General features: G+C 60.4%; 14 protein-coding genes. All 14 read right to left on the bottom strand.

Going from position 1 to position 12,719, the window contains the following annotated elements; all coding sequences use genetic code 11:
- Window positions 1–437: 437 nt before the first annotated feature.
- Window positions 438–1,871, bottom strand: a complete 1,434-nt coding sequence (gene ptsG / locus QY76_RS09770; RefSeq protein WP_034165772.1) for a PTS glucose transporter subunit IIBC — start codon at window positions 1,869–1,871, stop codon at window positions 438–440.
- A gap of 307 nt (window positions 1,872–2,178) precedes the next feature.
- Complete coding sequence (locus QY76_RS09765) at window positions 2,179–2,967, bottom strand: metal-dependent hydrolase (protein WP_045424584.1); 789 nt, start codon at window positions 2,965–2,967, stop codon at window positions 2,179–2,181.
- Between the two features lie 29 nt (window positions 2,968–2,996).
- On the bottom strand, window positions 2,997–3,983 hold the full coding sequence (holB, locus tag QY76_RS09760) for a DNA polymerase III subunit delta' (RefSeq protein ID WP_045424581.1): 987 nt from the start codon (window positions 3,981–3,983) through the stop codon (window positions 2,997–2,999).
- Window positions 3,980–4,621: a dTMP kinase gene (gene tmk, locus QY76_RS09755; protein ID WP_045424578.1), complete on the bottom strand. Its 642-nt coding sequence runs from the start codon at window positions 4,619–4,621 to the stop codon at window positions 3,980–3,982. The genes holB and tmk overlap by 4 nt, the downstream gene beginning before the upstream one ends.
- Window positions 4,611–5,639, bottom strand: a complete 1,029-nt coding sequence (gene mltG / locus QY76_RS09750; protein ID WP_045424575.1) for an endolytic transglycosylase MltG — start codon at window positions 5,637–5,639, stop codon at window positions 4,611–4,613. Before mltG ends, tmk begins: the two co-directional genes overlap by 11 nt.
- A gap of 18 nt (window positions 5,640–5,657) precedes the next feature.
- On the bottom strand, window positions 5,658–6,470 hold the full coding sequence (gene pabC, locus QY76_RS09745; protein ID WP_045424572.1) for an aminodeoxychorismate lyase: 813 nt from the start codon (window positions 6,468–6,470) through the stop codon (window positions 5,658–5,660).
- Between the two features lie 93 nt (window positions 6,471–6,563).
- Window positions 6,564–7,805 (bottom strand): beta-ketoacyl-ACP synthase II, encoded by a 1,242-nt coding sequence (fabF, locus tag QY76_RS09740; RefSeq protein ID WP_034165766.1) that lies wholly within the window; start codon window positions 7,803–7,805, stop codon window positions 6,564–6,566.
- 82 nt (window positions 7,806–7,887) lie between these two features.
- On the bottom strand, window positions 7,888–8,124 hold the full coding sequence (acpP, locus tag QY76_RS09735) for an acyl carrier protein (RefSeq protein WP_005293837.1): 237 nt from the start codon (window positions 8,122–8,124) through the stop codon (window positions 7,888–7,890).
- A 154-nt stretch (window positions 8,125–8,278) separates the two neighbouring features.
- Window positions 8,279–9,013 (bottom strand): 3-oxoacyl-ACP reductase FabG, encoded by a 735-nt coding sequence (fabG, locus tag QY76_RS09730; protein ID WP_034165765.1) that lies wholly within the window; start codon window positions 9,011–9,013, stop codon window positions 8,279–8,281.
- Between the two features lie 12 nt (window positions 9,014–9,025).
- Window positions 9,026–9,955 carry an ACP S-malonyltransferase gene (fabD, locus tag QY76_RS09725; protein WP_034165764.1) on the bottom strand — a complete coding sequence of 310 codons (930 nt, stop codon included), beginning with the start codon at window positions 9,953–9,955 and terminating at the stop codon, window positions 9,026–9,028.
- Between the two features lie 24 nt (window positions 9,956–9,979).
- Window positions 9,980–10,933 (bottom strand): beta-ketoacyl-ACP synthase III, encoded by a 954-nt coding sequence (locus tag QY76_RS09720; RefSeq protein ID WP_034165763.1) that lies wholly within the window; start codon window positions 10,931–10,933, stop codon window positions 9,980–9,982.
- A 6-nt stretch (window positions 10,934–10,939) separates the two neighbouring features.
- Complete coding sequence (plsX, locus tag QY76_RS09715) at window positions 10,940–11,974, bottom strand: phosphate acyltransferase PlsX (protein ID WP_071844154.1); 1,035 nt, start codon at window positions 11,972–11,974, stop codon at window positions 10,940–10,942.
- Between the two features lie 28 nt (window positions 11,975–12,002).
- A complete protein-coding gene (gene rpmF, locus QY76_RS09710) occupies window positions 12,003–12,173 on the bottom strand; it encodes a 50S ribosomal protein L32 (protein WP_005287307.1) in 171 nt (56 codons plus the stop codon).
- A 16-nt stretch (window positions 12,174–12,189) separates the two neighbouring features.
- Entirely contained in the window at window positions 12,190–12,711 is a 522-nt protein-coding gene (gene yceD, locus QY76_RS09705) for a 23S rRNA accumulation protein YceD (RefSeq protein ID WP_015461778.1), read from the bottom strand.
- Window positions 12,712–12,719 lie beyond the last annotated feature (8 nt).

Below are 12,719 nucleotides of genomic sequence, written 5' to 3'. Positions count from 1 at the left end.
GAAAATAGGGGGGCGCCTACGTTAACGCTGTCGTACTGTCGGCCCGGGCCGATATATACTCCATATATAATAAATAAAACCTAATGTATTTCTTTTAATAAATATTCAATTCGCAGCCCCATGGCAAAAAAGCGACTATTCTGGCTCAGTCCCGCGCGATAGGAAGGCGAAAAGGATAAATCCAGTCAAAGAATAACATTAGAATAATTTTTTGATATTAAAATCAGAGTCAATGCCACACGAATTCAATATTAAATTGTGTTCGACTTAATTGATTAACTGAATTTATTTACCAATCCGCTGCAGGTGTGAAAGAGAAGATCGCGTAGCAAAAACGGGAGGGAGTCTATCACGGTGGGACGGGCAAAAAAAAGCCCCCGTCACAGCGGGGGCGAACGAACGTAATCACCCTGTCAAAGGCGCATCACGTACTTGCATCAATGGCTACGAATATAGTCGTCCATTTCGGTCTTCAGGTTATCGGACTTGGTACCGAAGATGGCCTGAACCCCAGAGCCCGCCACCACCACACCGGCAGCCCCCAACTTCTTCAGCCCGGCCTGATCCACCTTAGCGACGTCGGCGACGCTGACGCGCAAACGGGTAATACAGGCGTCCAGGTTTGTAATGTTCTCTTTACCGCCAAATGCCTGTACCAGCGACGCAGCCATGTCGTTGCCGCTCTGCGCGCTCTGCTCGCTGCTGCTCTCCTCACGGCCCGGCGTCTTCAAGTTCAGCTTGACGATCAGCACGCGGAAGATCACGTAGTACAGCAGCGCGTAGCACAGGCCGACGATCGGGAACAGCCACAGCTTGCTGCCGTTGCCGCTCAGAACGATAAAGTCGATCAGGCCATGTGAGAAGCTGGTTCCGTCGCGCATCCCCAGCAGGATACAGATCGGGAACGCCAGACCGGCCAGAATCGCATGGATCACATACAGGATCGGCGCCACGAACATAAAGGCAAACTCGATCGGCTCGGTGATCCCGGTCAGGAATGAGGTCAGCGCCGCGGAGATCATGATACCGGCCACCTTAGCGCGGTTTTCCGGCTTCGCCGAATGCCAGATGGCGATCGCCGCCGCCGGCAGGCCGTACATTTTGAACAGGAAGCCGCCGGAGAGTTTACCCGCCGTCGGATCGCCGGCCATATAGCGCGGAATATCGCCGTGGAATACCTGACCCGCCGCATTCACATACTCACCGATCTGCATCTGGAACGGTACGTTCCAGATATGGTGCAGGCCAAACGGCACCAGCGCGCGCTCGACCAGACCATAGATACCGAAGGCGACCACCGGGTTCTGATAGGCGGCCCACTGGGAAAAGTGCTGAATCGCGGTGCCAATCGGCGGCCAAATGAAGGAGAGCGCCACGCCCAGGGCGATGGCGGCCAGGCCGGAGATGATCGGCACAAAGCGTTTACCGGCAAAAAAGCCCAGATACTCCGGCAGCTTGATGCGATAAAAGCGATTAAACATATAGGCAGCGATAGCGCCGGCGATGATCCCGCCGAGCACCCCGGTATCCGCCAGATGCTTCGCGGCAATCTCTTCCGCCGGTAAATGCAGCACTAACGGCGCCACCACGGCCATGGTTTTCACCATGATGCCATAGGCGACCACGGCGGCCAGGGCTGATACCCCGTCATTATTGGTAAACCCCAGCGCCACGCCGATAGCGAAGATCAGCGGCATATTGGCAAATACCGAACCACCTGCCTCCGCCATTACATGGGAAACCACCGCGGGCAGCCAGCTAAAGTTTGCCGAGCCGACGCCGAGAAGGATACCGGCAATAGGTAAGACGGATACCGGCAGCATCAGTGACTTACCGACCTTTTGCAGGTTGGCAAATGCGTTTTTAAACATAGTTGAGTGTGCTCCTGAGTAAAAATGCTCTTTTCATCCGCGCCGGAAACAGCGCGCCGCCGCAGGGAAGAGAGCCCCGGACGTCGGGTGTCTATGCACCCTCGTATTTTTTACGCAGAGTAAAATAAATAGGCTGTATTGTGTTTGATGGCTGTCACGTTTCACACATTACAGCGATCTATTTAACATTTGCAGAAAAAAAAAGCGCCTTTATAGGCGGTTTTGCTGAATTATTATCCCCTTGGAGGCGCGGCGCGCAGCATAAAAAATACCCAACAGCGGGCATTTTTACACAGCATAAAATATATTAATCCGCCTCAGGCAGGGTCACACCAAACAAACGACTAAAATTCGCGCTGGTCTGTGCGGCCAGCTGTCGTGGATCGACGCCCTTCAGCACAGCCAGGTACTCAGCGACATCGCGCACATAGGCCGGCTGGTTCTCCTTTCCGCGGTGCGGCACCGGCGCCAGATAAGGCGAGTCGGTCTCCACCAGCAGGCGATCCAGCGGCACATAGCGGGCCACCTCACGCAGGGCGTCCGCGGTGCGGAACGTCACGATGCCGGAGAAGGAGATGTAAAACCCGAGATCCAGCAGCGCCGCCGCCGTCGCGCGATCTTCGGTGAAGCAGTGCAGCACACCGCCGCACGCCTCCGCCCCCTCCTCGCGCAGAATAGCCAGCGTGTCGTCCCGCGCATCGCGGGTATGCACGATCACCGGTTTGCCCAGCGCGCGGCCGATGCGGATATGCTGGCGAAACGAATCCTGCTGCAGGGCGATATTATCCTGCTGATAGTAGTAGTCGAGTCCGGTCTCCCCCAGCGCCACTACGCCCGGCTGCGCCGCCAGGCTGCGCAGCGCCTCGTAGTCATAGCCACCGTCCAAATTCAGCGGATGAACTCCGCAGGAGAATGCCACATCGCGTCGCTCGCCGATCCGCTCACGCATGCTGCGGTAGCCCGGTAGCGTCGTCGCGACCGCTAGCACAAAACCTACGCCGCACGCACGGGCATCGGCCAGCACGCTGTCGACGCCGTCGTGCAGCGTCTCATAGTTCAAGCCATCAAGATGGCAATGCGAATCCACTAGATACATAAGAAACCTACAGTCTGTCTATGACCGGCTCACGGGTGGGCCGGTGCGGGTGCGTCCCATGCGCAAAGCTGGCGCATAAGCATCAATTCACGGTTTACGCCCGGCGTCGCCAGCAGCTGGTGGCGGCAAGCGATCCACGCCTGCAGCAGGCGCCGCAGATCGGCCTCGCCGAAGCCGACCGCCAGCCGCTGGATTAACGGGAGGCGGTCGCAGTTCGCCACGCTGGCCGCGGCACCGTGGCACAGCTTCAAGGCATCCAGCAGCAGGGCGCACAGCCAACCCAGCCGCTCGGTGCCGTCCTCATGGTTCAACGCGCCTAGCAGCGTCAGCCACTGGCGGCTCTCCAGCGCCAGACACAGCGCCAGACACAGCGACTCGCGCTGGGCCCAGCGCGGCGGCTGCAGCAGCGCCAGCGCCGCCACCGGCGCCCCCGCGCTCAGGCGCAGGGCGCTGCGCTGGGCCTGCGCATCCCCCTGCATCTGCTGTGCCAGCCAGCGCAGGCTGGCGTCCTCGGCCGGCGGAGCGAGATAGAGATAAAAACAGCGGCTGCGTAGCGTCGGCAGCAGCTGCGCCGGCTCGCGGGTTCCCAGCAGGAAATAGGTCTGCGCGGGTGGCTCTTCCAGCGTCTTCAGCAGGGCGTTGGCCGCGGCTTCGCTGAGCTGCTCGCAGCGGGCGATCCACACCAGCTTGGCGCCCCCCTGCTGGGCATGGCTCTGCAGCTGCTCAATGACCTGACGCACCGGTTCAATGCCCAGCGTCGACTTGCCCTTCTCCGGCTGCAGCACGTGCCAGTCGGGATGGGTGCCCGCCATCATCAGGCGGCAGGCATGGCATTCGCCACAGCTCTTCTCCCCCTGCGGGCGCTGACAGAGCAGCCAGCGGGCCAGAGCGTACACCAGCGACGCCTCGCCCATGCCGTCGATGGCATGCAGCAGCAGCGCATGGTGACCGCGCCCCTCCTGATGCTGCACCAGCAGCTGGCGATACGGCCCGTTGAGCCAGGGATACCAGTTCACGCCTGCGCCTCCTGAGACGCCAGCCAGGCCCGCAGCGCACGACGGATCGCCGCACTGACCTGCGCCAGCGGCTGCGCGGCATCCAGGGTCACGATCGTCTCATCCGCGGCGGCCAGCGCCAGATAACGGGCACGGGTGCGCTCAAAGAAGGCCAGAGACTCCCGCTCAATGCGATCCAGCTCACCGCGGCTGCGCGCCCGCGCCAGCCCCTGCTGCGGCGGGATATCCAAATACAGCGTCAAATCGGGTTTAAAGTCGCCCAGTACCGTATCGCGCAGGGTCTGCATCAGGTGGGTATCGATGCCGCGCCCCCCGCCCTGATAGGCTTGGGACGACAGATCGTGGCGATCGCCCACCACCCAGGCGCCGCGCGCCAGCGCCGGTTTGATCACATTTTCAACCAGCTGAACCCGGGCGGCATACAGCATCAGCACCTCGGCGCGGTCGGTCAGCGTTTCGCCATCGACTCCCTCTTTCACCAGGGTACGCAGATGCTCGGCCAGCGGCGTTCCGCCCGGCTCACGGGTGAAGACCACCTCCTGAATGCCGTGGCGGCGCAGCTCATCTACCACCACGTCGCGCGCCGTCGTCTTGCCGGCGCCCTCCAGCCCCTCGATCACGATGAACTTACTTTTCATTCTTATCCCTTAATACCTGCAGATAGGCGCGCACCGCCTGATTGTGGCTTTGCAGATTAGTGCTAAATACATGCCCCCCCTGCCCATCCGCCACGAAGTAGAGATAGGGCGTCTTGGCCGGGTGCGCCGCGGCGACCAACGAGGCCTTGCTCGGCATGGCGATGGGCGTCGGCGGCAGACCGGCGATGACATAGGTGTTATAAGGGGTCGGCTGCTGAAGATCGCGCCGCGTCAAGTTGCCATTATAGGCATTTCCCAGGCCATAGATCACCGTCGGATCGGTTTGCAGGCGCATCCCGATGCGCAGACGATTGATGAATACCGAGGCCACCTTGGGGCGCTCCTCGCTCAGCCCGGTCTCTTTCTCTACGATCGAGGCCATGGTGACCATCTGCTGTGGACTCTTATAGGGCAGCGCAACGTCACGCTGCGCCCACTGCTGCGCCACCTCTTGCTCCATCCGGGCATGTGCGCGCTTCAGCAGCATCAGATCCGTGGTACCGGCGGTATAACGATAGGTATCGGGATAGAGCCACCCCTCCAGCGACTGCCCCGGCGCGATTCCCAGCCGCTGGGCGATCTGCGCCTCACTCTCACGCTGTAGGGTATGCTTCAGCTGCGGCGCCTCGGCCAGCACCTTCAACCAGTCGCTGAACCGGGTTCCCTCGATAAAGCGCAGATCAAACTGTGCCTCGCGCCCACTGCTGAACAGCGCCAGCATGTCGCGCACCGTCATCCCGGGCGTCAGCCGGTAGGTCCCCGCCTTAAACTTGGCCAACGCCGGGTCCAACTGCAGCAACCAGGGAAGGTAGCGTCCGGAGCGGATCAGGCGATCGCGCACCAACAGCGCCTGTAGCATCTCCCGTCCGCTGCCGGCGGGCAGCTTAAACAGGGTCGGCTGACTCAAGGGCAAAGGGGTGCGGGCGAAGCGCTCCACCTGGTGATACCCCATCACGCCTAAACCGCCCAGCAACAGCAGCGCCAACGCTGCAATCAAGGCTATCCGTTTTCTCTTCATTCAACCGCCGTTACACCGCTATGCCTCAACCCGCAGGCAGTGCGGCAATAAAAATTGATACAGCGTGCGATCGCTAAACACCTGCGTCGCTGCCCGGCGCACCGGCAGCAGCGGCATCAGCGCATTGCACACCACGACTTCATCGGCCGCCAGCAGCGCCGGCAGGCCGGCATCGACCTCGGCCAGGCGATACTCGCTGTGCGCCAGCACCCGGCAGATGCGCTGGCGCATCAGCCCATCCACGCCGCAGCGGGTCAGGCGCGGGGTAAACACCCGCTGGCCGCTGCGCCAGAACAAATTGGCCGCACAGCATTCCACCAGGTTATCCCGGGTGTCAAGCACCAGCGCCTCATCCGCCTGCGTCTGCGCCAGGCTGGCCCGGATCAGCACCTGCTCTAATCGATTCAGGTGCTTGATCCCCGCCAACAGCGGCTGGTGTGCCAGCCTGACCGGGCTCACGACCAGGCTTATCCCACGCTCGCGCAGCGCCGAATAGTGCGCAGGGAACGGCGCCGTGCTAAAGATCCGCCGCGGAGCATAGCTCCCGGCGGGATCATAGCCTCGTCCACCGCAGCCGCGGGTGACGATCGCCTTCAGGACCCCCTCATCGCGAGTCGCCGCATACTGCTCGGCCTCGGCCTGCCAGCGCGACCAGTCCACGCCGTGGATCATCAGGCGTTCGCAGGCGTGCTGCATCCGGGCCAGGTGCGCCCGTAGCCCGTCGATCCGGCCGTTGGCGATGCGGGCCGTGCTGAAACAGCCGTCGCCATACTGCAGCCCGCGATCGCACAGGTCGATCTGCTGGCGCGCCTCTCCGTCAAGCCAATACATTCGCATCTCCCTTCATCCCAGCGCATCGCCCTATTCTAACCGCCGGGACAAAAAAAATGGCCCCCGAAGGAGCCATTTCCCAGCGATACGCCATTACACCTTGCGGAAAATAATGGAGCCATTGGTACCGCCGAAGCCAAAGGAGTTGCACAGCGCATACTCCAGACCGCTGACCTGACGGGCTTCGTGCGGCACGAAGTCCAGATCGCAACCCTCATCCGGGTTGTCCAGGTTAATGGTCGGCGGGATCACCTGATCGCGCAGCGCCAGAATGGTAAAGATGGACTCTACCGCGCCGGCGGCGCCCAGCAGGTGGCCGGTCATCGACTTGGTCGAGCTGACCATCACACGGGCCGCATCGGCGCCGTAGACATTCTTGACCGCCTGGGTCTCCGCCTTATCGCCGGCCGCCGTAGAGGTGCCGTGGGCGTTGATATAGCCGACCTGCCCCGGGGTAAGCCCCGCATCGCGCAGCGCATTTTCCATCGCCAACGCGGCACCGGCGCCATCGGCCGGTGGTGACGTCATATGGTAGGCGTCGCTGCTCATGCCAAAGCCAACCAGCTCGGCATAGATCTTGGCACCGCGCGCCTTGGCGTGTTCATACTCTTCCAGCACCAGAATACCGGCGCCGTCGCCCAGCACGAAGCCGTCGCGATCTTTGTCCCACGGACGGCTCGCCGCCTGCGGGTTATCATTGCGGGTCGAGAGCGCGCGTGCGGCGCCAAATCCGCCGACGCCCAGCTGCGTACTCGCCTTCTCTGCGCCGCCGGCCAGCATGGCATCGGCGTCGCCATACGCGATCATTCGCGCCGCGTGGCCAATGTTATGCACGCCAGAGGTGCAGGCCGTCGCAATGGAGATGCTCGGTCCACGCAGCCCCAGCATGATGGACAGATGCCCAGCCACCATGTTGACGATGGTTGACGGAACGAAAAACGGGCTGATCTTGCGCGGGCCACCGTGCATCAGCGCACCGTGGTTTTCTTCGATCAGGCCGAGGCCGCCGATCCCGGAGCCGATAGCGGCGCCAATACGCGGGGCATTTTCTTCCGTAATTTCCAGTCCAGAGTCCTGAAAGGCCTGAATCCCGGCCATGATCCCGTACTGAATGAAGAGATCCATCTTACGCGCGTCTTTGCGCGAAATATGCTCTTCGCAATTAAAATCCTTTACTAAGCCCGCAAAACGCGTTGCATAGGCGCTAGTATCGAAATGGTCGATCAGGCTGATGCCACTCTGACCGGCAAGAATCGCATTCCATGTGGAATCTACGGTATTGCCGACAGGAGACAACATGCCCAGTCCGGTCACAACAACTCGACGCTTAGACACGTTTGTCCTCCAGGGAGGGAAGTGATACTTGATGAATGCAGGAAAAACGTAGGCGGTCGAATGACCGCCTAGATGAGTTCACTTACTTGTTTGCAGCTTCGATGTAGTCGATAGCGGCCTGAACAGTGGTGATCTTCTCTGCTTCTTCGTCCGGAATCTCAGTATCAAACTCTTCTTCCAGAGCCATAACCAGTTCAACGGTGTCAAGAGAATCAGCACCCAGATCGTCAACGAAAGAAGCTGAATTCACAACTTCGTCTTCTTTAACACCCAGCTGTTCAACAATGATTTTCTTAACGCGTTCTTCGATAGTGCTCATACTCTTAAATTTCCTATCAAAACTCGCTTGCGCGATGGTTTTCGTAGTGTATTGAAAGTTGAAAAAGATGCAACCAAATCCCGGCTGGTCAAACCACGATTTTGCTCTATTTTGCGGTGTTTTGCTCAATAAAGGCAAATAGTTTTCGTGATTTTTAGATCATGTACATGCCGCCGTTGACATGTAGCGTCTCGCCGGTGATGTAGGCCGCCTCATCAGAGGCCAAAAAGGCAGCGGCATAGGCGATCTCTTTGGCATCCCCCAGACGGCCGGCCGGCACCGCGGCCAGAATACCGCTGCGCTGCTCATCGGAGAGCGCTCGCGTCATATCGGTCTCGATAAACCCAGGCGCCACCACGTTAACGGTGATGCCGCGGGAGGCGACTTCACGCGCCAGCGACTTGCTGAAGCCGATCAGGCCCGCTTTGGCCGCGGCATAGTTCGCCTGCCCCGCGTTCCCCATGGTGCCCACCACGGAGCCGATAGTAATAATACGCCCACAGCGCTTCTTCATCATAGCGCGCATGACGGCTTTTGACAGGCGGAACACCGACGTCAGGTTGGTGTCCAGGATATCCTGCCACTCATCATCTTTCATCCGCATCAGCAGATTATCGCGGGTGATCCCGGCGTTATTGACCAGAATGTCGATCTCGCCAAACTCAGCGCGCACGCGCTCCAGCATGCTGTCGATAGAGGCAGAGTCGGTCACATTCAGCGCCATTCCCATACCGTTATCGCCCAGATAAGCGCTAATCGCCTCTGCGCCCTTGTCGCTGGTGGCCGTACCGATGACGCGAGCGCCGCGGGCGACCAGTGTCTCGGCGATGGCGCGGCCAATGCCACGGCTCGCGCCGGTTACCAGTGCAATTTTACCTTCTAAGCTCATGTTTTCCTCGTCTTACTGTTCGAGAGCGGCGGTCAGGGATGCGCAGTCATTCACCGCCGCGGCGGTCATGGTATCGACGATACGCTTGGTCAGGCCGGTCAGCACTTTGCCCGGGCCCATCTCCAGCAGATGATCAACGCCTTCGGCGGCCATCAGCTGCACGGTCTCCGTCCAGCGAACCGGGCTGTAGAGCTGGCGCACCAGCGCATCGCGGATCGCATCGGCGTCGGTCGCCGCCGTCACATCGACGTTATTGATCACCGGGCAGGACGGCGCATGGAAGGCGATCGCCTTCAGCGCCTCGGCCAGCTGGTCAGCCGCCGGCTTCATCAGCGCACAGTGCGACGGCACGCTGACCGGCAGCGGCAGCGCACGCTTGGCACCGGCGGCCTTACAGGCAGCCCCGGCGCGCTCAACGGCCTCTTTTTCACCGGCGATTACGACCTGCCCCGGCGAGTTAAAGTTGACCGGCGCGACCACCTGCCCCTGCGCCGCCTCGGCGCAGGCGGCGGCGATGGCGTCGTTGTCCAGACCGATGATGGCGTACATCGCACCGGTACCTGCCGGCACCGCCTGCTGCATCAGCTTACCGCGCAGTTCGACCAGGCGTACCGCCTGCGTAAAGTCGAGTACGCCGGCGCAGACCAGCGCAGAGTATTCACCCAGGCTGTGTCCCGCCATCATCGCCGGCTGTTTGCCATGGTTCTGCTGCCAGACGCGGTAAATCGCGACGGAGGCCGTCAGCAGCGCCGGCTGGGTCTGCCAGGTCTTGTTCAGCTCTTCGGCCGGCCCTTGTTGCACCAGGCTCCACAAATCATAACCCAGCGCCTCGGAGGCCTCGGCGAAGGTCTGCTCGACCACCGGATACTGTGCGGCTAAATCGGCCAGCATACCCACGGTCTGTGACCCCTGCCCGGGGAATACCATTGCAAATGTAGACATGAGTGTTTTCCTGAACAAAAAAAATCAAAAACGAACCAGCGCGGAGCCCCAGGTGAAACCGCCACCGAAGGCCTCCAGCAAAATCAGCTGGCCACGCTGGATACGGCCGTCGCGTACCGCCTCGTCCAGCGCCGCCGGCACCGAGGCCGCGGAGGTATTACCGTGGCGATCCAGCGTCACCACCACGCTGTCCAGGCTCATGCCCAGCTTCTTCGCGGTCGCGCTGATGATGCGCAGGTTGGCCTGATGCGGCACCAGCCAGTCCAGATCGTCGCGGGACAGCTGGTTAGCCTGCAGCGTCTCATCCACGATATGCGCCAGCTCGGTCACAGCCACTTTAAATACCTCGTTCCCTGCCATGGTCAGGTACGCCTGATCCTCGGTATGACGCGGGCGGTTAGGCAGCGTCAGCAGCTCGCCGTAGCGGCCATCGGCATGAATATGGGTCGACAGGATGCCCGGCTGCTCGGCGGCGCCCAGCACCACGGCGCCGGCGCCATCGCCAAACAGGATCACCGTGCCGCGATCCCGCTGATCCACGGTGCGTGCCAGTACATCCGAACCGATCACCAGCGCGTAGCGTACCGCGCCGCCCTTAATGTACTGATCGGCGATACTCAGCGCGTAGGTGAACCCGGCACAGGCTGCACCGACGTCGAAGGCCGGAGAGCCGTTACGGATCTCCAGCATGTTCTGGACTTCGCAGGCCGCGCTGGGAAACGCGTTATTGGCCGAGGTGGTCGCCACGATGATCAGGCCGATGTCATCCTTGTCGATCTGTGCCATTTCCAGAGCGTGTTTGGCAGCTTCAAATGCCATGCTGGCGACGGACTCGTCCGCCGCGGCAATGCGCCGCTCACGGATGCCGGTACGGCTGACGATCCACTCGTCAGAGGTCTCCACCATTTTCTCTAAATCAGCATTGGTGCGTACTTGTACGGGCAGGTAGCTCCCCGTACCGAGAATTCTTGTATGCATGTACGATTAGTCACTCTTGGGTAATACAGCCTTAAGGCGCAGCGCGATCCGCTCGGGGATCTGCCGTTGCACCGCCTGCACAGCCTGTTGTATGGCGACGGCGAACGCCCGTTGGTTTGCCGCCCCATGGCTCTTGATTACGGTGCCACGTAATCCTAACAGACAAGCGCCATTATACTGGTCGGGGTTCAAATGCCCGAAACGCTTTGCCACTCTTTTTTGTATCCAGCGACCCAGCCAGCGCAGCCACCAGGCGCTGCGCGGTTTATCGCCCGCCGGCTTCAGTAGGGAGAGGAACATGCGCACCACTCCCTCCATGGTTTTCAGCGTAACATTACCCACGAAGCCGTCACAGACCAATACATCGGTTTTTCCGCTCAGCAAGTCATTGCCTTCCAGATAACCAATATAGTCGATGGCCGGCGTCGTCTTCAGCACAGCGGCGGCTTCGCGGATATTGTCCAGTCCTTTACACTCTTCTTCCCCGATATTCAGTAACGCGACGCGCGGCGCCGGGATACCGACAATCTCTTCTGCCAGCACGGCACCCATCACGGCGAACTGTACCAGCATGGCACTGCTGCAAGCCACGTTGGCCCCGAGATCCAGCACCACGGTCTTACTCTTGCGCTGATTGGGCAGCACCGTCACCAGCGCCGGACGGTCGATGCCCTCCAGCGGTTTTAGCAACAGCGTCGCCAGCCCCATCAGTGCGCCGGTGTTTCCCGCACTGACCACCGCCTGGGCTTCGCCGCGCTTCACCAGCTCCAGCGCAATGCGCATTGAGCTGCCGCGACTGTTGCGGATGGCGTGTGACGGCTTGGCGTCGTTAGGGATCACGGTTTCGGCTGCCACCACCCGTAGCCGGGAGCGCAGTGAAGCGTCTGCGGCGGAAAGGTAAGGCGCGATGGCGTCGGGCTGGCCGACCAACAAAAGGGACAGTGACGAAATTGAAGTCAGTGCCTGCAGCGCGGCAGGCACTGTGATGCAGGGACCAAAGTCCCCGCTCATCGCATCTAACGCAAGGGTTAGACGAGTCAAGGTATCGCCTTGTTAATACAGAGCTGTATTACTTAGCGATGACCTTGCGACCGCGGTAGAAACCGTCCGCAGTGACGTGGTGACGCAGGTGAGTTTCACCGGAAACCTTGTCAACAGAGACGGTTGCAGTGGTCAGCGCATCGTGGGAACGACGCATACCACGGCAAGAGCGGGTTTTTTTGTTCTGCTGTACGGCCATGGACCTTACTCCTTGATTACTTTCGCTTTAAACTGGCTAGTGCGGCAAATGGATTCGGTTTTTCCGCCTCGGGAGGCAGCTTACCGAACACCATGTCCGCGTCGGACACTTCACAGTGTTCAGATTCATGCACCGGAACCACCGGCAAGGCGAGGATGATTTCATCTTCGACCATCGCCAGCAGATCGACTTCGCCGTATTCATTGACGTCGATCGGCTCGTAAATTTCCGGCAATGCTTCAGCCTGCTCGTCATTGGCGACCGGACTGAAACAATACGTTACGTGGAGGTGATGCTGGAATGGCTGATTACAGCGCTGGCACTGCAACGTTACGCTAACGTCGGCATGCCCGCGGATCACAGCCAACCGCTGATTGTCGATTGAAAAGGACATTTCAGCGGAGACATCGCTGTCCACGCTGACCACAGATTCAGCTAAGCGCGTTAACTGCTCGGAAGCATAGACACCAACATAGTCTAAACGCTTCTGCGCAGCGCGTACCGGATCAAGGGTCAAGGGTAATTTTACCTTTTGCATAGGGCGCG

It is taken from the genome of Edwardsiella sp. EA181011 (genome assembly GCF_000800725.1).
Taxonomy (GTDB): Bacteria; Pseudomonadota; Gammaproteobacteria; order Enterobacterales; family Enterobacteriaceae; genus Edwardsiella; species Edwardsiella anguillarum.
The sequence above is the reverse complement of the archived record's forward strand: the minus strand, read 5'-3'. Positions and strand labels throughout refer to the sequence as shown.

What these genes read in the sequence shown, in the direction of transcription:
- ptsG (WP_034165772.1), bottom strand. Translation starts at nt 1,871, where the DNA reads ATGTTTAAAAACGCATTTGCCAACCTGCAAAAGGTCGGTAAGTCACTG.
- QY76_RS09765 (WP_045424584.1), bottom strand. Translation starts at nt 2,967, where the DNA reads ATGTATCTAGTGGATTCGCATTGCCATCTTGATGGCTTGAACTATGAG.
- tmk (WP_045424578.1), bottom strand. Translation starts at nt 4,621, where the DNA reads ATGAAAAGTAAGTTCATCGTGATCGAGGGGCTGGAGGGCGCCGGCAAG.
- mltG (WP_045424575.1), bottom strand. Translation starts at nt 5,639, where the DNA reads ATGAAGAGAAAACGGATAGCCTTGATTGCAGCGTTGGCGCTGCTGTTG.
- pabC (WP_045424572.1), bottom strand. Translation starts at nt 6,470, where the DNA reads ATGTATTGGCTTGACGGAGAGGCGCGCCAGCAGATCGACCTGTGCGAT.
- acpP (WP_005293837.1), bottom strand. Translation starts at nt 8,124, where the DNA reads ATGAGCACTATCGAAGAACGCGTTAAGAAAATCATTGTTGAACAGCTG.
- fabG (WP_034165765.1), bottom strand. Translation starts at nt 9,013, where the DNA reads ATGAGCTTAGAAGGTAAAATTGCACTGGTAACCGGCGCGAGCCGTGGC.
- fabD (WP_034165764.1), bottom strand. Translation starts at nt 9,955, where the DNA reads ATGTCTACATTTGCAATGGTATTCCCCGGGCAGGGGTCACAGACCGTG.
- QY76_RS09720 (WP_034165763.1), bottom strand. Translation starts at nt 10,933, where the DNA reads ATGCATACAAGAATTCTCGGTACGGGGAGCTACCTGCCCGTACAAGTA.
- rpmF (WP_005287307.1), bottom strand. Translation starts at nt 12,173, where the DNA reads ATGGCCGTACAGCAGAACAAAAAAACCCGCTCTTGCCGTGGTATGCGT.
- yceD (WP_015461778.1), bottom strand. Translation starts at nt 12,711, where the DNA reads ATGCAAAAGGTAAAATTACCCTTGACCCTTGATCCGGTACGCGCTGCG.